Origin of the sequence: Arcobacter sp. CECT 8983 (assembly GCF_004118855.1) — a bacterium.
Taxonomy (GTDB): Bacteria; Campylobacterota; Campylobacteria; order Campylobacterales; family Arcobacteraceae; genus Halarcobacter.
Window position 1 is genome coordinate 563,534 of sequence record NZ_PDKF01000004.1, and the last position, 20,467, is coordinate 584,000.

The window sequence follows — 20,467 nt, forward strand, 5'->3', positions numbered from 1 at the left end:
ACATTAGAATGAGATTTGATATAATTGTATATTATAAATTGTGAGGTAATAAATGTTATTTAAAGTTTCAGATGATTTTATTAATATCGTAGAGTCATATTTATTGTTTGGTAGGAAAAGACATTTAAGAGAAACATGGAGAATTTTGTTGTATCCTTTAATTATGATATTAAAAGGAGTGAAACTCTTTTATAAAGAGCTAAGCTTATTAAATATTACAACAACTATAATTATGGTATCTTTTATTAACTCTTACTTTTTAGAATTTATCGAGACAAGTTCTAATTCAACTAAAGAAGAAATTTATTTTATTATTATAAGTTTTTTTATTGGATATTTTACATTTAATTCTATTTTCTCAACTCCTGGTTCATTATATAATTTTGGCATAAATTCTACAGATATTAATTCAGTGATGAAAGAGTTAATTAAAATAAATCCAAGTACTAAGTTTTTAAATAAATTAAGAGATAATATTAAACTTTCGTATCAAAGGTACATAAGTAGATTTATATTTTTAAGAACGATTTTTGCATTATTATGGGCATTTAATACTTATTTATTTACTTATAAAAAAGGTGAGCTAGATAATATTTTTGTTCAAGACTTTAATTTTAAATTTTATATTTTAATTATAATATTATTTTGTCTTTTAGAACTTTACAAAAAAAGTGGAGACTTTGTATATAAGTGTATTTTTTATTCATTAAATGAATATGAGATTAGAATAGATAAAGAAATTTATTATAATAAAAAATATGAACGACCTTATGACTTGCCAGTTTAATAATTACATAGTAATAAAATATTAATAGTGAAATACAAAAAATATGCTTGAGATAATTAATAAAGCAGTCATAGTATCTATGACTACTTTGAAGATGTTTATTAAGAGTTAATTTATTGTTATTCGTATGTTTTAGCTAATAATGCTTTCATTAGCTTAGCTTCAAATCTTAAGTCATAACTTTGATTTTGAAGCCAATCACTTATAACTTCTTTTTTGTGTTCCATTTCTTCTTTTCTATAGAATTCATTTTCTGCTTTTTTATCCCATTTACCTTCTTCATCTAAGAAAGTTCTTGCACTAAATTGACCTTCCATAACAATTGTCGTAGGAATTTGTTCTCCATTTTCACCATAAGTGAAACCTTCTAATTTAGCATAATCATCAGGAGAAGGAATATAAGCTTCTCTACTTACTTCTCTAAGCTTATTCTCAAACCCTTGTGTTACTAAATCTTGGTCAAGATTATTAAAATCAAATGATTTTGAATGTTCAGTATTAGTATTAAAAAAACCAATGTTAAATTTATCTACAATTTCATTAACTCCCATAATTGCTCCTTTATTAGGTTATCATTTAGAATTGTAACTTTTATTAAATATTATAACCTATTTTTCTTAAAATAATTATATTATAAATTAATTAATAAGAAATTTTACGAAGAACAAGTTATGTGTGATACCCCAGCTACTCCAAAAAAGTTCGATGGTTTCTTATTATAATATCTATTTTCTATTTCGATTTCTTGCTTAGAATATGGGTTTGTCATTATTTCTTGTAGTTTCTTTATAAGCTGATAATTTCCATTTTCTGCCTCTTTATATGCATCAACTAAAATCCACTCCCTTAGCGTATATTTTGGGTTTGTAAGTTTCATTTCTTGTGATAATTTTTCTTTATCTTCTTTAGAATTAATGTTTAATTCTAAATTCCATTTTTCTAACCATTTATTCCATTTTGATTTGATATTTTCATTTTCAATATTTGTATAAAAACTTTTTTCAAGCTCTTTTATATCTTTTGGTATATTTGATAATTCTCTGAAAAATATTGTGTAATCAATCTTTGTTTCAATCATAAGATTAATAAGTTCTTCAAAAAGTTCAGAATCAAATCTTTTAATACCTAGTTTCCTTGCCCACATCTTTTCCATTTTTGATTGCATTATATATATAAAATCTTTTTCTATATTTTCAAGCTCTTTAATAGATTCTTGCTTAGAAATAACCAAGGGTTTTAAAGCAGAACAAAATGATTTAAAATTTTTCTGTGCTGCTTGGGGTTGATTGAAAAATGAAAAGTGTATACCTCCCCCAGTCCATGGTTGATAATTTGGGTCAAACATATCAATAAAGCCAAAAGGACCATAATCAAGGGTAAATCCACCTGTTGCACAATTATCACTATTAAAATTCCCTTGGCAATAGCCTACCCGTATCCAGTTAGCTACCAAAGAAGTAAGTCTATCTTGAAACTGTTTAGCTAGTAAGAGTACTTTTTTTTCTAAATCTAAGGTTACATCTATAGTCTTACTATATTCTCTATCAATTAGGTGTAAAACTATTTGTTCTAACTCTTTTAAAGCATTTTTATGTTCATGTTTTCTAGCTCTTCTTCCAAAAAGTTCAAGTTGTCCAACTCTTATAAAAGAAGGTGCAACTCTTGTAGTAATAGCAACATCTTCTTCTATCATAACTTCAGGATCTCTTGAATAAGAGTGTTCTTTAAACCATGGTCTTTGAACTTGTTCTTTTTTTGAAGTAAATAGTGTCAAAGACCTAGATGTTGGGATTCCAAGTTTGTGCATATGTTCTTGGGCTAAAAATTCCCTGACACTTGATCTTAAAACTGCTCGTCCATCAGCTCCTCTACAGTATGGTGTTCTTCCTGCACCTTTTAGTTGAAATTCCCATCTTTTATTATTTAAAATTCCTTCAAAAATAGAGATTGCTCGTCCATCACCATATCCATTTCCTGTTTGAAAAGGGCATTGTGCATAATATTCATTTCCATAAATAGATAGGGCATATCCTGTTGCCCAACCTTTGTTTCTCATGGGACTTGGTACATTTGATAAATCAGCTGAAAACATTTTGACAAAGTTTTCTTCTTTTAATAGACTTTCATCTATTCCTAACTCTTCAAAAAAGTTTTTACTATGTGAAATATAAATTGGGTCTTTGATAGGTGTAGGTGCAACATTTACATAATGTCCAGAAAAAACTTCTCTTGGGTTTTTATTATTTCCATTTAGTTTTTCATCTGGGTCATTAGTAAGATTTTCTACAAAAGAGTAGTCACTTGTATTTGCTAGTTTTTCAAAGCTATTAATATTTTTATTCATGTTTTTAATCCAATAATTTGTTTATATAAGATTTTTAACATAATTATTTAAAAGACATAGAAAAAATACTAGTTAGAAATTTTTATTAAGTGAAAAGTAAACCTTATTCACCAAAAAGTACATTCTCCTTTTGATGAATAATTCTTGAGGTAAAAAAGCTCACAACTAAAATAGTTATTATTGGTATTAATAAAAAGTAAAGTACCAGTATATCTGCTCTAAAATCCCAAATAGATTGAAAAAGTAAATCACTTATTATATATGAACCAATGCTTCCTAAAACTATTCCTAAGATACTTGCAAAAATTGAGATAAGTCCAAACTCCAATAAAAATGAGTTTTTAATTGTCTTATTTTTTACTCCAATCATTTTAAGTCTAAGTATATTGTTTTTTTGTAAATTCATTTGATACTGAATAATAATAAAACTCATAAGTAAACCAATTGCAACAGAGTATAAAGACATTTTCTCTGTAATTGATGTAACATCTTTTACAACAGTAGAAAAAGATTCAAAAAGATTTTTTACATCTATTACTGTAAGACTAGGAAACTTATCTGTTAGATTTAGAAGCATTTTTGTTGCATCATATTTCCCTGTAGAAATAGTTGCAAGCATAGTTTTAGGTGCATCATTTATAGCTGCATCTTGAAGTAGTAAAAAAAAGTTTGGAGTAAATTCAGTCCACTTTACTGTTCTTATGTTTACTACTTTTGCACTTAATTCTAATCCTAAAACATCAAAAACAATTGTATCTCCTAAACTTATATCTCTTCTATTTGCATATCTTTGCTCAACACTTAACTCAATAGGTTTTGAGAAATCACTTGAATTATATTTACCACTAAACTCTCTTCCTTCTACAATCTGCTCACTAGGCTTTAGTTTATTTCTATATGATAGATTTATAGCAGAGTTTCTTGCATTTTCACCTTTTTGTGATTGTTCTTTTGCATTTATTTTTATTATTCTAGCTCGAATCATAGGTGCTATATTTTCTAATTTTGCACCCATTTTTTCTACTTGTTTATTTATATCTTCTAGTTGTTCTTCTTTTGCATCAACAACAAAAAATCTAGGTCTTTCTTCTACACTTTTTGATAAAACATTTGATAAAGAACTTCCAACTTGAGGAATAAGGCTAAAAAATGCAGTACATAAAAGTATTGCAGTAAATAGTGTAAGTGAAGTTCTTTTCTGTCTTGTGATATTTTTTAAAGCTAACGATAAAGCTAAGTTATCAAGGTGTCCAGAGAAATCAAACCTTTTTAATAAAAATGAACCAATAGCAAAAAGTAGGGCTATTATTACAAGTACACCAAGGGCAAAGAAAAATCCTATATTTTTTGAAGGTGTAACAAAGTGAGAAAGCAAAAGTAAAAAACTTACAAAGGGAATAAAACTTAAAATTATTCTTGAGAGTTTTCTTTTTTGTCTTTGAACTAATGGCAAAATTAGAGGAAGCCCAATAGATAAACTCAATACAAAAAGAACTACAGCAGATTTTACAAAGAACATATAATCTAAAGAAAAATCAAAACTAAAATCAATGTATTTTTGAATAAATGGTCCTATAAATTGTGAAGATAAACTTATCAGAGTAAATACTAAAACCGTAGCAATACTTATAAGTACAAAAAGATGAAGTAAATAAGTTAAAATAAGATTGTTTTTACTAACTCCAATATCACTTAATATTGTAATGTCTTCTTGATGTTTTCTTAAAAAACCTGAATATAAATATATAAGTCCTACAAGACCTAAGAAAAAGGAGATTAAAGATACTAGAGATAAGAAGTTTGTCAAGAAGTTCAATACTGCAATCAATCTATCTCTTCCATCATTTGGAGATAAAATCCTAAGTGTTCTATCTATTTGTGATTCTATTTCTTCTTCTAAATTTTCAAGTTTATCATTACTTAATTTTTGCTCAAAAAGATAGTTCAGTTTATATCTTGCAGTTGAACCAAACTTTAAAAGTTCACTTCTTTTTAAACCTTCAGAACTTAAATATAGTTTTGGCATAAAACCACTAAAGCTTATATTTTTTAAACTATCTTCTTTGATGACTTTTGCGATAGTATAATTTTTACTTCCTATTTTTACAGTGTCATTTGCTTTTAGTTCAAGTAAGTCTAAAACCTCTTGATATACCCAAACCTCATTCTTCTTTGGTAAGTTTTCACCCTTTGGATAAGTTGAGTTATCATTAAAAGTTAAACCACCATAATATGGAAAACCCTTATTTATTTGAACAAGTTCCATAAGTCTTGCTCTATTTTTTGAAGCAACCATACTTACTGTTGAAATTCCTTCATCATAGCTTTTGATTTGTGGAAGTTTGTTTTTTATTTGCTCTTTTTGTTTATCACTTATTGGAAATCTTGAAGATACTACTAAATCAGCTCCAAGCAAATTTTTTGCTTTTTCATCAAGTGAGCTATCAATACTTGTTTTAAAAAATTGTAAATAAGACAGCGATGCAATAGCAAGACAAAAGTTTAGTATAAATATAAGACTAAAAGATTTAGACCTTTTTAACGCCTTTGAAACAAGTTCAAGTATTAACATTTTTCAAGTTTTCCAGCTATTAAAGAATAAGTTTCTTCACATCTTGCAGCTATATCTTTTGAGTGAGTTACTAAAATCAAAGTGGTATTGTTTTTTTTGATTAGTTCAAAAAGCTTATCCATTACTGCAATTCCTGTTTCTTCATCTAAGTTTCCACTTGGTTCATCTGCTAAAATTATCTTTGGATTGTGTATCAAAGCCCTTGCAATTGCTACTCTTTGTTTTTCTCCTCCACTAAGTTCAGAAGGAAGGTGTTCTATTCTATGCCCTAAGCCAACACTTTCTAATAACTCATAAGCTTTTTCTTTTGCATTTTTTATACCACAAACCTTTGCAGGAAGCATTACATTTTCTAAGGCATTTAAATATGATACTAGATGAAAGTTTTGAAAAACAAAACCTATATTTGTTGCTCTAAAGTCATTTATTTTTTCTTCATTCATATCTTTGTATGAAATATTATCAAGAACAATATCCCCATCATTTGGTTTTATAATACCTGAAATTAAAGAAAGTAAAGTTGACTTACCACTTCCTGATTTTCCCATGATAGCAACTCTTTGTGCTTTTTTTACATGAAAGTTCAAATCCTCATATATCTTGACTTCTTGTGCACCTTGAGTATATGATTTTTTAAGTGCTTTGATTTGTAGCATTATAACTGTTCCTTTAGAAATTTGAATACTTCTTTTGCTATGATTTTATGTCCTTGAGCATTTGGATGAATTCCATCTGCTTGGTTTAGTTTTTGAACTCCTGCTACATCTTTTAGTAAAAATGGCATAAACTTAAGATTATATTTCTTTTTTAATTTTAAATACATATCTTGAAACTCTTTTGAGTAAGCAGGTCCATAGTTTGGCGGTATAAGCATACCTGCTAATAAAACTTTTGCATTTGCTTTTAAAGTATAATTTATTATCTCTTCAAGATTTTGTTGGCTTTGCGTAAGGTTTAAGCCTCTAAGCCCATCATTTGCACCAAGTGCAATAAAAACAATATCAGGTTTTCTTTTTAAATACCATTTTAATCTAGATAAAGCATCATTTGTAGTAGAACCACTTACTCCACCATTTATGGCTTTGATATTTTTATTTAGTTTTTCTTTTGCTAACTTTTCTATTAAGCTTGGGTAAGCCTTGTCTTTTGATACTCCTAAACCTTCAGTTAAAGAGTCACCTAAAAATAAAATTGTTTTAGTACTTGTATTTGCAAATACAACTTGTAGTGTAAGTATAAATAGGATAATAAGTGTCTTTTTCATGCTCAATACTATCAAAAGAATATGGGCAAGTCAATTAAGTTTAAGTAGATATAATTTCTCTTCAGTTAACTATTATATATAAAGGTGTGGATTAAATTATGAAATTAAAAAAATGGATTTTTATAGCAGTATTACTTGTGATATTGTATTACACTTTTATAGTAAATACATTTCTAACTTTATCAATTATTTTTGGATTGATTGTTGCAATTAGATTATATAAACTTTATTCAAAAAAGAAATTAAATAAATTAGTAGCTTCTAAAGAATTTTTTAGAGAGAGTTATTTAGGACATTTTATTGCTCTAGTTGCAAAAGTTGCCAAAGCAGATGGAAGAGTAGATGAACTAGAAGCACAACTTGTGGGAATGATGTTTGATGATATTTCAAAAGTTTTTGATGAGCAAGACAAAGCTAGAAGTATTATGAAAGAGATTTTTAATGAAGAGAAAAAAAGAATTGATGATACAAGACAAATTGCAAATTCATTAAATAAACTTCTTGGAAAAAGTATTTTAAAAAGAAGACAGTTTATAAGTTTCTTGATTCAGTTAGCTTATATTGATAGTGGTATTAGTAATGATGAAGATAAAATATTAAGAATAATTGCAAAAGAGTTACAAATTTCTGATGAGGTATATAATTCTATTGTTAGTGCATTAGAACAAAAAATGCAAAACAATAAAGACTCAATGACTCCTTCAAAAGCTTATGAGGTTTTAGGGGTAAAAGAAAGTGATGATATGAATACTATAAAAAAAGCATATAGAAAACTTATAAGAGAATATCACCCTGATATTATAAGTTCACAAGAAAAAGATGAAGCTTATATGGAAGAAGCTACTTCAAAAACACAAGAAATAAATCAAGCTTATCAAGTTATAAAAGATATAAAGAAAGGATAGAAGTTAAAATGGATTATGAAAAGTTTTCAGAGTTTAGTCCTTGTGATTATGCAGGTCCTTTAAAAAGAGAGAGTTTTATGGATGCTGGGATGAAACAACTTTGGCAAGATATACCAAGAATTTCAGGACCTGCATTTACAGTTAATATGGTTCCTGGAGATAACTTAGCACTTCATAAAGCTATTTATGAAGCACCAAAGGGATCAATTATAGTAGCTCAAACTAATTCTATGGATTATGCAGTTTCTGGTGGAAATGTATGTGCAATTGCTCAGGGTTTAGGCATAAAAGGTTTTGTAATTGATGGTGTAGTAAGAGATATAGGTGAAGTAAAAGAGATTAAGTTTCCTATTTTTGGTAGGGGTGTTCATCCTATGCCTGGAACTAAAAAAGCAATACTCCCATTAAATACTCCAATTGTAGCTGGAGGTATTTGTGTAAATCCTGGTGATATTATAGTTGCAGATGAAGAGGGAATTGCTGTTATTTCTAAAGAAAAAGCCCAAGAAGTTTATAATCAAACAAAAACAAATGTAGAAGCTGAAAAAGAGATGGGCTTTGAAAAATGGGCACAAAACCATAGAAAAAAAATAGACTCTTTTTATAGTTAAAAGAGTCTATTTTTATAATTATTTATTTTCAATTACTTGTTTAGCAAGTTTATCTGCTAGTTCTAATAACTCTTCTTTTTCATTTAACCCATCAATAAATCTTTGAGGAATATTTTTTATACCTACTTGGGCTCCAACTAAAGCTGCTGTTAGTATCGACCTAGCTTGATTTTGTCCTCCTCCATTTAAAGCATGCAATACAGCTGATTCAAAGTCATCATTAAATCTACTTGCTAAGTAATAACAAGCAGGAAGCATATGATAAATAGCACAAGGCATACCATAAACTAAAGATACTTTCCAAGCAGGTTCTATTTGTATTTGAGGATCTTTTGCTGCTTTTGCCATAAATGATGGTGAAAGTAGGGCATCAGGTGAAGCAAATAGTCCAATATTTGAAGGATCTTTACTTCCAGGTTTTGGTGGTTGGAAATTATCTGAAGTTACTGCATGAAAAGGAAGTTCTTTGTTTTTTACTTGTTTCATTAGTTTATTTGATATATCTTCATCTAATGTTTCACCTTGAATTAGTTGGGCTAAAACTGCACCATATGCAACTGTCATAGAACCAACTATATCATCTACTTGTGTTATAAAAGTATTGTGAGAAATTGATTTTGCTAATTGTTGAGGATTAAAAGCATATCTTACTGCAAGGGCTAAAGTTCTTTCTATTGCTTCAGTTGTGTCAGCTTGGCTTCCTACTTCATCCCAAGAAAGTTTTTGTTCTACTCTTTGTCTATAAACTTCTCTAATTGATTGAGAAGTATATCCTCCTGGTCCATGAATTGGAATACCATCAATTTTTGTGAAAAGTTCTTCATCTATTTTTTTGCAAAAATCTTCTTGATTGTAACCATTATTATCTAAAATAGAATTAATCATTAATTTTAGTATAAAACCAGATTGAGATAAATCTCCTGCTTTTTGGTTTTCGTGGTATCTACCTTTTTTAGGAGTTGTATAGTCTGTTATCCATTTTCCATAATCTTTGTATTGTTCTTCTAAATCATAATACCAATGGCAACCAAGGGCTAATGCATCACCAATAAATGCTCCTATAATAGCACCTTTTACTCTTTCTTCTGTAGTTATTGGCATATCTACTCCTTTTTTATAGTTAAGAGTAGATTATAAGACTAATTAGTATTAATGTCAATGGATAGAATAAGGTTAATATCAAGCTTTGGGAAGTTAGCTTGATATTAAGTAGTTTAATTATTTAGGCGTTTTGCTACAAGTTCATTTACAACTTTAGGATTTGCTTTTCCACCTGTTGCTTTTAATACCTGTCCCACAAAGAAACCTGATAGTTTTGTATTTCCATTTTTAAACTTTTCTAAGTTTTCTGGATTTTTTGCAATAACATCATCAATGATAGGTAAAATAACAGCTTCATCACTAATTTGAATTAAACCTTTATCTTCAACAATTTTAGTAGGGCTTTGTCCTGATTGGCTCATCTCTTCAAATACTTGTTTTGCTATCTTTGTTGAAATAGTTTCATCATCAACCATTTTAATAAGTTCTGCGATATCTGAAGCATTAAACTTAAGTTCTAAAGCAGATTTCTCTTTTAATTGTTTTGCAACATCATTTGCAACAATATTAGCTAAAGCTACTGGACTATTTAAATGTTTTAGAGTCTTTTCATAAAATGAAGAAAGTTTTTCATCTCTACATAAAATATTTGATACTTCTGTATTTAGTTTTAACTCTTTAGTATACTTTTCAAAAAGTTCTTCTTGCTCTTTTGTTAAAGGAGCTGCTTCCCCATCTATTTGAACTTTTTTTGGCTCTTGTTTTTTTACTTCTTTAGGTTTGTCTTCTTCTTTTTTACTCTTTTTAGCCCAAGAGTCTTTTAAAGAAACAATCTTATTAAATACAGGAGCTTGATCTGTATAATCAACTGGTTCTTTATAGAAATATCCTTGTCTTTCAAATTGGAATCTTTCATGTGATTTATCTTCAATTACTGCTGGTTCTACAAGGGCATTTTTGATAATAGAAAGTGAATCAGGATTTAAGTCTTCTAATCCTTCAGGTGCTTCATTTTTAAATAGTCTATCATAAAGCCTTACTTCTATATTTTTAGCTTTATTTGCACTTACCCATTGAATAGCACTTTTTACTTTTATACCACTTGTGTCACTTCCACTTTTTGAGTCTTTATAATATTTAGCTTTGATTTCAATGATTTTTCCACTTGCATCTTTAATAACTTCTTCACAAGAAATGATATAACCATGTCTTAACCTTACAGGTTGCTCTGGTGTAAGTCTATAATATCCCTTTGGTGGATTTTCATTAAAGTCTTCTCTTTCTATAAAAAGTTCTTTTGTAAATGGTACTTTTCTAAAACCTTCTTTTGGAACATCATGGGGATAATATGAAGCTTCAATCTCTTCACCTTCACCTTCATAATTTTCTATAGTTACTTTAAGTGGGTCTAATACACACATAACTCTTGGAACTTTTTGGTTTAAATCATTTCTAATACAGTATTCTAGTTGTGCAACATCAACCATAGAGTTTGCTTTTGCAATACCAATTTGGTCACAGAAGTTTAAAATAGATTCAGGTGTATATCCTCTTCTTTTATATCCTGCAATTGTAGGCATTCTTGGGTCATCCCAACCACTCACATAGTTTCCTTCAACTAGCTCAAGAAGTTTTCTTTTACTCATAACAGTATAGTTAATTCCAAGTCTTGCAAACTCATGTTGATATGGTCTTGGTGGTTGTAATTCTAAAGTATCTAAAACCCAATCATAGATATCTCTATTATTTTCAAACTCTAAAGTACAAATAGAGTGTGTAACCCCTTCAATATAATCAGATAAACAATGAGCAAAATCATACATTGGGTAAATACACCATTTATCACCAGCTCTAAAGTGGTGAGCATGTCTAATTCTATATAAAAGAGGGTCTCTCATCTTCATATTAGCTGCGCTCATATCAATCTTTGCTCTTAATACATGTTCCCCATCTTTAAACTCACCATTTTTCATCTTTTCAAAAAGCTCAAGGTTTTCTTCTACAGTTCTGTTTGCATATTGACTTCTTTTACCAGCTTGTGTAACAGTACCTCTTAGCTCTCTCATTTCTTCTTCACTTATGCTATCAACATATGCTTTTTCTTTTTTTATAAGTTCTACAGCATAGTCATATAGTTTTTGGAAATAATCAGATGTAAAATAAACTTCTTCACCCCAGTCAAAACCTAGCCATTTAACAGCATCTTTTAAGGCTTCAACATATTTTGTATCTTCTTTTGTTGGGTTTGTATCATCCATTCTAAGGTTACAGTGACCATTATAATCACGTGCAATACCAAAGTTTATACAGATAGATTTAGCGTGTCCAATATGAGGAAAACCATTTGGTTCAGGAGGGAATCTTGTAACTACATTATTGTATTTATTTGATTTTAGGTCTTCTTCTACAATTGCACGTAAAAAATCTTTGCTTTCATTCATTATTATTAAACCTTTGATTTTGTAACTTTTAAGGGAGATATTTTATCTAATTAGTGCTTACAATTTTGTATTCATTATAAAGAGAAAAGAAATAGTCAAAAAAGATAAAGGATAATTTTTTTCCAAAGAAAAGTATTATTAAGTAAAGTTTAATAAAACTTCTATTATACTTCTATTTATAAAAGAAAAAAATTATTAAAGGAAATAAAATGTTAGTAACAAAAAAAGCTCCAGATTTTACATCAAAGGCAGTATTAGCTGATGGACAAATTGTAGAGGATTTTAATTTATATGAAAATATTGGTGAGAAAGGTGCAGTATTATTTTTCTGGCCTTTAGATTTTACGTTTGTTTGTCCATCTGAAATTATTGCTTTTTCAAAAAGAGTTAAAGATTTCAAAGAAAGAGGTATTCAAGTGATTGGTTGTTCTATTGATTCAGAATTTGCACACTTTGCTTGGAGAGAAACACCAGTTGAACAAGGTGGTATTGGAAGAGTTGAGTTCCCAATGGTTGCAGACTTAAGCAAACAAATTGCAAAAGATTATGATGTATTATTTAATGAAGAAGTTGCATTAAGAGGTTCATTCTTAATTGACAAAGATGGAACAGTAAGACATGCAGTTATCAATGACTTACCATTAGGAAGAAATATTGATGAAATGATAAGAATGGTTGATACTATGATTTTTACAAATGAAAATGGTGAGGTTTGTCCTGCTGGATGGAACAAAGGTGATGAAGGTATGAAAGATACAACAGAAGGTGTAGCTGAATACTTAAGTAAAAACTCTGACAAGTTATAAAATAATTTAAAGAATAATAAGTCCTCTTTTAAAGGGGACTTTTCAAAAGGATAATATTATGTCAAAATATATTGAAATAAATGAAAGTACTATGGAAGATACAGTTAAAGAAGGTGTTTCTTTAGTAGATTTTTGGGCACCTTGGTGCGGACCTTGTAGAATGATTGCTCCAGCAATTGAACAGCTAGCAATAGATTACGAAGGTAAAGCAAAAATTTGTAAAGTAAATACAGAAGAAGAACAAAATCTAACTGTAAAATATGGAATTAGATCTATTCCTACTATTCTTTTCTTTAAAGATGGTGAAATTGTAGATCAACTAATTGGTGCAACTACTAAAGCTGCATTAGAAGAAAAACTAAACAAATATATCTAAATAAAATAAAAGGCAAGTTCTCTTGCCTTTTTCTCTATATATTAAATACACAAAAAAACTATATAATTCTTTTTTATTGGAGAAATTATGAAAGAAAAGATAAAAAAGTATTTAAAAGAGATTATTGTTTTTGTTGTTGTATTAACTATTGCTGCAAATGTTTTTAGCTATTATCGCTCACTTGATTTAAATAAAGAAAAATTAGATTTAAAAACTATTACATTATTAGATGGCAGTTTATATACTCTTCCTAATAATAAACCAGTACTTCTTCACTTTTGGGCTACTTGGTGTCCAACTTGTAAATTTGAAGCTTCAAATATAGAAAAAATATCAAAAGATTATGAAGTGATTACGGTTGCAGTTCAATCAGGAACAAAAGAAGATATTCAAAATTATTTAAATGAACATAATCTAAGTTTTAAAGTTATCAATGATGAAGATAGCTTTTATTCAAAAAAATTCAATATTAAAGCCTTTCCTTCTACTTTTATATATGACAGTGAAAAAAGTTTAATGTTTAGTGAAGTGGGTTACACTTCAACTCTTGGATTATATGCAAGAATGTCCTTAGCAAAATAAGTTACATAATTATTACTAATCATAATTATTAGTAATAATTATAACAAAAAAGTAAAATTATAATTACTTATATAATTTAAAATTAGAATAAACATATTTATCCTATAATTCCAGCCAATTAAGGAGAAGGATAATGTTTAAAAATATGAGTATTCAAAAGAAATTTTCTTTTGTAACTGTTCTTATAATATTTGTTGCATTAGTAATTAGTTTTTTGGTTTTTAATTACTATAAAAATATTACAAAAAAAGAAGTTTATCAAAGTACATTAGATGAGTTAATTACTCACGTCACTGAGAATGTACAAGTGAAAAAAGATGTTGGGATTTCAAATGCTTTATCAATAGCAAATGATGGAAGAATAAAACAAGCACTAAGAGAAAACAACAGAGAGTTAGCAATTCTTAGTTTAAAGTCAATCTCAAAAGAGATGAAGGACCATACCCCTTTTAAAAACATCAAAGTTCATGTGCATACAAAAGATAACAAATCTTTTTTAAGAGCATGGAAACCAGAAAAATATGGTGATGATTTAAGCTCATTTAGACATAGTGTTGTAAAAGTAAATAGTTCAAATGAACCAGTTAATACAATGGAACTAGGAAAAGCTGGACTTAGTTTAAGAACAGTGGTTCCTATAAAAGATGACAATGGAGAACATTTAGGTTCTTTAGAGTTTATTCAAGGTTTAAACTCTGTTGCTAAGAAGTTTGATAAAGACAAAGATGCTTTTTTACTTCTTATGGATTTAAATGTAAAAAAAGTTGAACTTTTTAATGATACAAACAAATTTAAAAACTATCTTATTTCTCAAAAATTTGTAAATAAAGATTTCTTAGCTGATGCAAGAACAATTGATTTAGAGTCTTTAAAAGCAAATGGTTTTTATAAAAGTGATAAATACTTTTATACAAGTAGTGAGGTAAAAGATTTTAGAGGTGAAACTTTAGGAATCTACTTAGTAGCAAGACCTTTAGCAATAGTTGAAAGTGCTATTATTAATGCAGAGAAGTTTATTAATACAGCAGTTATGATTTTAGTAATCTTTGGTTTAGTTGTTTTAGTCGCTATTTTATTTAATCTAAAAAATACAGTTATAAAACCATTGGGTATTTTATCTGATGCAATTGTTGATCTAACAAAAAGCAATGACCCAAGCGAAAAAATAAAACTAAATAGAAATGATGAATTAGGGATTTTAGCTAATAATTTTAATAAATATCTTTCAAATATAGAAGAGGGCTTAAAGCAAGATGCAAAAGTTATTGATGAAGCAATTGATATTGTAGCAAAAGCAAAAGATGGTTTCTATACATATAAAATCGATTCAAGTGCTTCAAATAAACAAGTAGAACTATTAAAAGAGAATATTAATCAAATGTTAGAAATAACAAGGGATAATATTGTTATGGTAATCAATGCATTAATTGAGTTTGGTAATGCACGTTATGATTATAAAATTTCTAGTGATAAAAGTGGGAATATCGGTTCTTTAGTAAAAGGGGCAAACGCTTTAGGTGATTCTATTTCAGAAGTTTTATCTATGATTGATAAAACAGGTAGAAGTTTATCAGTAAACTCAAATGAACTTGCAGCAACTTCAGAACAACTTTCTGCTTCAGCAACACAACAAGCAGCCAGCTTAGAAGAGACAGCTGCTGCAGTTGAAGAGATTACTTCTACTATTGTTTCAACAGGACAAAGAGCAAAAGAGATGTCAGATATTGCAGAAGATTTAAAAACTACAAGTGCAGAAGATGATAAGTTAGCTCATAGGACTGGAAAGTCTATGGAAGAGATTAATACTGCAACTAATGATATTGTTGAAGCAATTACAGTAATTGATCAAATTGCTTTCCAAACAAATATTCTATCACTAAATGCAGCAGTTGAAGCAGCAACTGCTGGTGAAGCTGGAAAAGGTTTTGCAGTTGTTGCAGGTGAAGTTAGAAACTTAGCAAATAGATCTGCTGAAGCAGCAAAAGAGATTAAAGATTTAGTAATTTATGCTCAAGAAAAAACAAAAGAGGGTAAAGAAACAGCTGATAAAATGGTTGAAAGCTTCAAGTATCTAAATGAAAAAGTTTCACAAGTTACAACAAATGTAAATGAAGTAAGTTCTGCAACTAATGAACAAACAAGAGCAATGGAACAGATCAATTCTGTAATTACTCAATTAGATAAAGCTACACAAGAAAATGCAAATGCATCTGAAATAGTATCTCAAAAAGCTATGACTTTAAGTGAAATAGCTTCTAACTTAATGGCAGTTATAAATAGAACTCAATTTGATACTTCAAAGTCAAATCAAGTATGTGACGTAGATTTAGTATTTGATACAACAAAACTAAAACTTGATCATATCTCATTTAAAGAAACAAACTTTAAAGAGCTTGGAAATGGCAAAACTGCAAAAGTTAAAACTCATACTGAATGTGCTTTAGGTAAGTGGATAGAGGAACATTCAAATGAGTCATATACTAACAACAAAGATTGGGATGAGTTCCTTATAGCTCACGAGAAAGTTCATAGCAATGTTCAAAAGTATATTGATATTGATGCAAAAGATAAAACAGATAAACAATTATTCTCTGTAGCAAGAGATATTGAAGATAATACGACTAAGGTATTTAATTATATTGATAAAATTAAAGAGCATAATTGTACAGATTTAAAAAACTCATAAAAAAGTAAAAGGAATTATTTCCTTTTACTTCTATTTTGAAAATAACTCTATTTTTTTCTTATAACTATTGATTGTTTTCTCATTTTATATAATTCAAAACTTTCATTAAAAAATTCATCATACTCTAAAATTTCTACTTCTTTTTTATCAAAAAAAGTTTTTAATTCTCCTTCTTTTAATAAAAAGTCAGGATTTGAAGGTGGCTTTTCATTCTCTTCATGGAACATATAAGTTTCTATAAATAGTACACCATCTTTTTTTAAAGCCTTAGTTAATTTAGGAATAATATTTCTATCTAAAAAGTTTGTCATTATAATTAAATCATATTTGTTTTCATCAAAAGAGTGTGTATCTAAATCAACAAGTTTTGTTTTTACATTTGGGTTATTTTTTTTATTTAAAGTATCAAGGGCCACTTCTGAAATATCAATTGCTGTTACTTTAAAATCATTGTTCGCAAGAAAAATTGAGTTTCTTCCTGAACCACAAGCAACATCAAGGGCATCTAAGCCTTTTGTATGTTTTATAACATCTGCTAATTTATAGCTTTGGGGTCTATCGTCTAAAAGTTCCGGTGTATTTTTATATTTTTTATTCCATTTTTCTTTATCTTTAATTGCCATATTTTTTCTTTTATTTTTTGTTATTATACAAGCTTTTAGTTAAAACACATAATATAATAAATATAAATTAGATTGTAAAAAGGGGATAGTTAAAACAATTTATTTGTTATAATAAGTATGTATTGATAATATTATAAGGTTGTATTATGATTGAGTCTGAATTATATTTATCACATTCAGAAGAAAAATTCAAACTACTATTTGAGTTTTCTCCTATTGCAATGGCAATGATAGAACAAGAAACTGGTAAGTTTCTAGAAGTAAATCAAACCTTATTAGATTATACTGGATATTCAAAAGATGAACTTTTATCCTTATCTTTTTGGGATATTACTCCTTCTAAATATAGTAAGCAAGAAAAACAACAATTTAAAGACTTAGATAAATATAAACGATTTGGACCCAATGAAAAAGAGTATATAAAAAAAGATGGAACAAGGTTTCCTATTAGAATTAGTGGTTTTAGTTTAAAACAAGCAGATGGCAAAAAAGTAGTTTGGGGCTTAATCGAAGATATTACAGAAACTAAACATTATGAACTTATTTATAAAGATAATAAAGAGTTATTAGAGTATATAGCTATAGAAAGTTCTCTTGATAAATTATTAGAAAAAATTGTATTACTTGCAGAAAAAAGATGTTATCCATCAAAGTGTTCAATTCTTTTATTAGATAAATCAAAAGGAAGATTAGTTACAGGAGCTGCTCCTTCTTTACCAGAATTTTATAATAATGCAGTTAATGGTACAAAAATAGGGAAAAAAGTTGGTTCTTGTGGTGCAGCAGCATTTTCAAAAAAAAGAGTTATTGTAGAAAATATTAATGAACATGAAAATTGGCAAGGTTTTTTAGAATTTACCAAAAAAGCAAACCTACACTCTTGTTGGTCAGAGCCAATTATCTCTTCTAATAATGAAATCTTAGGTACATTTGCAATTTATAATGATAAACCAAGTTCTCCAAATAAGTATGATTTAAAATATATTGAAACATATGCAAATATTGCATCAAAAGCAATTGAAAAACATGAATATACTTTAGTTTTAGAAAACAGAGAAAAAGATCTAAAACTTTTATTTGACAATTCTCATTCTGGGATTGTATATGTTTCAAAAGAGGGAAAGATAATAGATGCCAACCATAGGTTTGCAGAAATGATGGGATATGATTCAGCAAATGAATTTATAGGTTCATTTACCACTATATTTCATTTAAGTGAAAAAAAGAGAAATGAATTTTATAAAAAATCCCATCCTCTTTTAATAGAGAATAGAACCTTTGATATAGAGTATAGATTAAAACGAAAAGATGGTGTACCTGTTTGGTGTAGGATGTCAGGAAAGGCCTTAGATGAAAATAGACCAGCAGATTTATCAAAAGGTATCTTATGGACTATAAACGACATCTCTTTACGAAAAAATTATGAAGAACAGTTAAATCAAAAACAAATACTTTTAAAAAATATTTTACTTACAATTCCTGATATGGTTTGGTTGAAAGATCAAAATGGTATCTATTTAGCATGTAATTCAGAGTTTGAAAAATTCTTTGGAGACAAAGAAGGAAATATAGTTGGAAAAACTGATTATGATTATGTAGATAAAACACTTGCAGATTTTTTTAGAATGAATGATAAAAAAGCAATGAAAACTGAAGGTGTGCATAAGAATGAAGAAAAAGTTACTTATGCTACAGATGGAAGAGAAGTATTATTACATACTTCCAAAAAAGCAATGAAAGATAAAGATGATAATATAATTGGAGTTTTAGGAATAGGGCATGATATAACGGAATTAAAAAGAAGAGAAGATGAATTAAGAGAGTTAAATAAGTTAGCTAATTCCTTGGCAGAATCTCAACAAGTATTATTATCTTTATTTGATAAAGGTGATTCAGTTTTATTAAAATGGAAAAATGATGAGGTGTGGACTGTTGAGTACGCTTCTTTGAGTATTAAGAAACTCTTAGGGTATTCTAAAAAAGAGTTTTTAAACAATGAAATAGATTATTTTGACTGTATTCATAAAGAAGATTTACAAAGAGTTAAAAGTGAATATAAAAAATCATTAAGTAAAAGAAAAGACTATTTCAAACATGAACCTTATAGAATAGTCACAAAACAAAATGAGGAAAAATGGGTTTTAGATTATACGGCAACTCAAATTGATAATGAAAATAATGTTGTAAATTTTATTGGATATATTATTGATATAACTGAACAAGTACAAAGTCAAGAAATGATGTACCAACAATCAAAAATTGCATCACTAGGTGAAATGTTAGGTAATATTTCCCATCAATGGAGACAACCTTTATCAATTGTTTCAAGTTTAGCAACAGGAAGTAAGCTAAAAAAGGAGATGGGAATATTAGAAGATAATGAGTTAATGTTAAACTTAGATAATATAAATAAATATGCTCAATATCTTTCATCAACAATCGATGATTTTAGAAATTTCTTTCTTTCTGACTCACAGACTAAGGGTGTAGTAAATTTAAAAGAGACGATTTTAAAGGTAGTTGGCTTAGCAAAAGACTCTTATAAAACAAAAGGTATAAATTTAATTTTAAACCTAGAAGATGATTCCTTATTTGAATGCAATGAAAACCTACTAATTCAAGCTTTAATTAATATCTTAAATAATGCAAGTGATGCTTTGGGAAGTATAGATGATAATAGATCTAATAGATACGTTTTTGTAGATTTATTTAAGAAAAAAAATAAATGTATAATTACTATAAAAGATAATGCAGGTGGAATAAAAAAAGAGTATATAAATAAAATCTTTGAACCATACTTTACAACAAAACATCAATCTCAAGGTACGGGAATAGGTCTTTATATGACAAATCAAATAATAACAAAACATTTAAATGGTGAAATAGATGTTTCTAATATTGAATATTCATATTTAGATAAAAATTATATTGGAGCATGTTTTGTAATAAAACTATGCTTAAAAAATCTTAATTAAAATTATTACTTGTTGCATTTAGTTATATTTAAGAGTGTAAGTTATAAAATGAATTATATACTGATAAAGGAGTTTATTATGAAACTTCAAGGAATTACAATTGATTTTTATGATAAAAGAACATGTGGTCTTTTACCAGACCTTTGTGCCCAATGGGATATTCGTTATGATGAGCTAGAAGACAATGATGAGCTTATATCATATTGGGAAAATAGTTTAGAAAATGTTTTATCTAAAACTGATAAAGTAGTTAGTGGAACTATAGATGGAAAATCTATTTTATATTCTGCTGATAAAGAAGCAATAAAAATAATACAAGATGAGTTTAAAGAGTTAGAATTATTAACTATTGATTATGATGATATTACAAAATGTGATCACTGTTTAAAACATGATTATATTGCTGATGAAAATAAACTTGTAGAAGCTAATTAAATTTTAATTAGCTTCAGTA

17 protein-coding genes are annotated in these 20,467 nt (G+C 28.0%); 9 read left to right on the forward strand and 8 right to left on the reverse strand.

Annotated features, from left to right (window positions below; genetic code table 11):
* Positions 1 to 52 precede the first annotated feature (52 nt).
* A complete protein-coding gene (locus CRV01_RS05650; RefSeq protein WP_129007255.1) occupies positions 53 to 787 on the forward strand; it encodes a hypothetical protein in 735 nt (244 codons plus the stop codon).
* 119 nt (positions 788 to 906) lie between these two features.
* Here the strand turns inward: CRV01_RS05650 and CRV01_RS05655 are convergent, their stop codons facing one another.
* The 5 genes from CRV01_RS05655 to CRV01_RS05675 form a co-directional block, all read right to left on the reverse strand.
* On the reverse strand, positions 907 to 1,338 hold the full coding sequence (locus CRV01_RS05655) for a hypothetical protein (RefSeq protein WP_129007256.1): 432 nt from the start codon (positions 1,336 to 1,338) through the stop codon (positions 907 to 909).
* Positions 1,339 to 1,442: 104 nt separating this feature from the next.
* Entirely contained in the window at positions 1,443 to 3,131 is a 1,689-nt protein-coding gene (locus CRV01_RS05660) for a protein adenylyltransferase SelO family protein (RefSeq protein WP_129007257.1), read from the reverse strand.
* Between the two features lie 103 nt (positions 3,132 to 3,234).
* Positions 3,235 to 5,703: an ABC transporter permease gene (locus CRV01_RS05665; protein ID WP_129007258.1), complete on the reverse strand. Its 2,469-nt coding sequence runs from the start codon at positions 5,701 to 5,703 to the stop codon at positions 3,235 to 3,237.
* Positions 5,697 to 6,359 (reverse strand): ABC transporter ATP-binding protein, encoded by a 663-nt coding sequence (locus tag CRV01_RS05670; RefSeq protein ID WP_129007259.1) that lies wholly within the window; start codon positions 6,357 to 6,359, stop codon positions 5,697 to 5,699. Before CRV01_RS05670 ends, CRV01_RS05665 begins: the two co-directional genes overlap by 7 nt.
* Positions 6,359 to 6,967: an arylesterase gene (locus tag CRV01_RS05675; RefSeq protein WP_129007260.1), complete on the reverse strand. Its 609-nt coding sequence runs from the start codon at positions 6,965 to 6,967 to the stop codon at positions 6,359 to 6,361. The genes CRV01_RS05670 and CRV01_RS05675 overlap by 1 nt, the downstream gene beginning before the upstream one ends.
* A 98-nt stretch (positions 6,968 to 7,065) precedes the next feature.
* On the opposite strand from CRV01_RS05675, the gene CRV01_RS05680 reads away from it, so the two are divergent.
* Together CRV01_RS05680 and CRV01_RS05685 are read left to right on the forward strand one after the other, a co-directional pair.
* Positions 7,066 to 7,872: a DnaJ domain-containing protein gene (locus CRV01_RS05680; protein ID WP_129007261.1), complete on the forward strand. Its 807-nt coding sequence runs from the start codon at positions 7,066 to 7,068 to the stop codon at positions 7,870 to 7,872.
* Between the two features lie 8 nt (positions 7,873 to 7,880).
* On the forward strand, positions 7,881 to 8,483 hold the full coding sequence (locus CRV01_RS05685) for an RraA family protein (RefSeq protein WP_129007262.1): 603 nt from the start codon (positions 7,881 to 7,883) through the stop codon (positions 8,481 to 8,483).
* 18 nt (positions 8,484 to 8,501) lie between these two features.
* Here the strand turns inward: CRV01_RS05685 and CRV01_RS05690 are convergent, their stop codons facing one another.
* A complete protein-coding gene (locus CRV01_RS05690) occupies positions 8,502 to 9,584 on the reverse strand; it encodes an ADP-ribosylglycohydrolase family protein (protein WP_129007263.1) in 1,083 nt (360 codons plus the stop codon).
* Between the two features lie 113 nt (positions 9,585 to 9,697).
* Positions 9,698 to 11,965, reverse strand: coding sequence for a glutamine--tRNA ligase/YqeY domain fusion protein (locus tag CRV01_RS05695; protein ID WP_129007264.1), 2,268 nt, complete (start codon positions 11,963 to 11,965; stop codon positions 9,698 to 9,700).
* 209 nt (positions 11,966 to 12,174) lie between these two features.
* On the opposite strand from CRV01_RS05695, the gene CRV01_RS05700 reads away from it, so the two are divergent.
* The 4 genes from CRV01_RS05700 (at position 12,175) to CRV01_RS05715 (ending at position 16,415) form a co-directional block, all read left to right on the forward strand.
* The gene (locus CRV01_RS05700; protein ID WP_129007265.1) at positions 12,175 to 12,771 is read left to right on the forward strand and encodes a peroxiredoxin; all 597 of its coding nucleotides are present in this window, start codon (positions 12,175 to 12,177) and stop codon (positions 12,769 to 12,771) included.
* 58 nt (positions 12,772 to 12,829) lie between these two features.
* Positions 12,830 to 13,147 carry a thioredoxin gene (gene trxA / locus CRV01_RS05705; RefSeq protein ID WP_129007266.1) on the forward strand — a complete coding sequence of 106 codons (318 nt, stop codon included), beginning with the start codon at positions 12,830 to 12,832 and terminating at the stop codon, positions 13,145 to 13,147.
* Between the two features lie 87 nt (positions 13,148 to 13,234).
* Positions 13,235 to 13,729 carry a redoxin domain-containing protein gene (locus tag CRV01_RS05710; protein WP_129007267.1) on the forward strand — a complete coding sequence of 165 codons (495 nt, stop codon included), beginning with the start codon at positions 13,235 to 13,237 and terminating at the stop codon, positions 13,727 to 13,729.
* Between the two features lie 133 nt (positions 13,730 to 13,862).
* On the forward strand, positions 13,863 to 16,415 hold the full coding sequence (locus CRV01_RS05715) for a methyl-accepting chemotaxis protein (protein ID WP_129007268.1): 2,553 nt from the start codon (positions 13,863 to 13,865) through the stop codon (positions 16,413 to 16,415).
* 47 nt (positions 16,416 to 16,462) lie between these two features.
* Here the strand turns inward: CRV01_RS05715 and CRV01_RS05720 are convergent, their stop codons facing one another.
* On the reverse strand, positions 16,463 to 17,038 hold the full coding sequence (locus tag CRV01_RS05720; RefSeq protein WP_129007269.1) for a methyltransferase domain-containing protein: 576 nt from the start codon (positions 17,036 to 17,038) through the stop codon (positions 16,463 to 16,465).
* Between the two features lie 146 nt (positions 17,039 to 17,184).
* Here CRV01_RS05720 and CRV01_RS05725 point away from each other — a divergent pair, with 146 nt between their 5' ends.
* Complete coding sequence (locus CRV01_RS05725) at positions 17,185 to 20,013, forward strand: PAS domain S-box protein (protein ID WP_129007270.1); 2,829 nt, start codon at positions 17,185 to 17,187, stop codon at positions 20,011 to 20,013.
* 78 nt (positions 20,014 to 20,091) lie between these two features.
* Positions 20,092 to 20,448, forward strand: coding sequence for a hypothetical protein (locus CRV01_RS05730; protein ID WP_129007271.1), 357 nt, complete (start codon positions 20,092 to 20,094; stop codon positions 20,446 to 20,448).
* Positions 20,449 to 20,467: the final 19 nt, after the last annotated feature.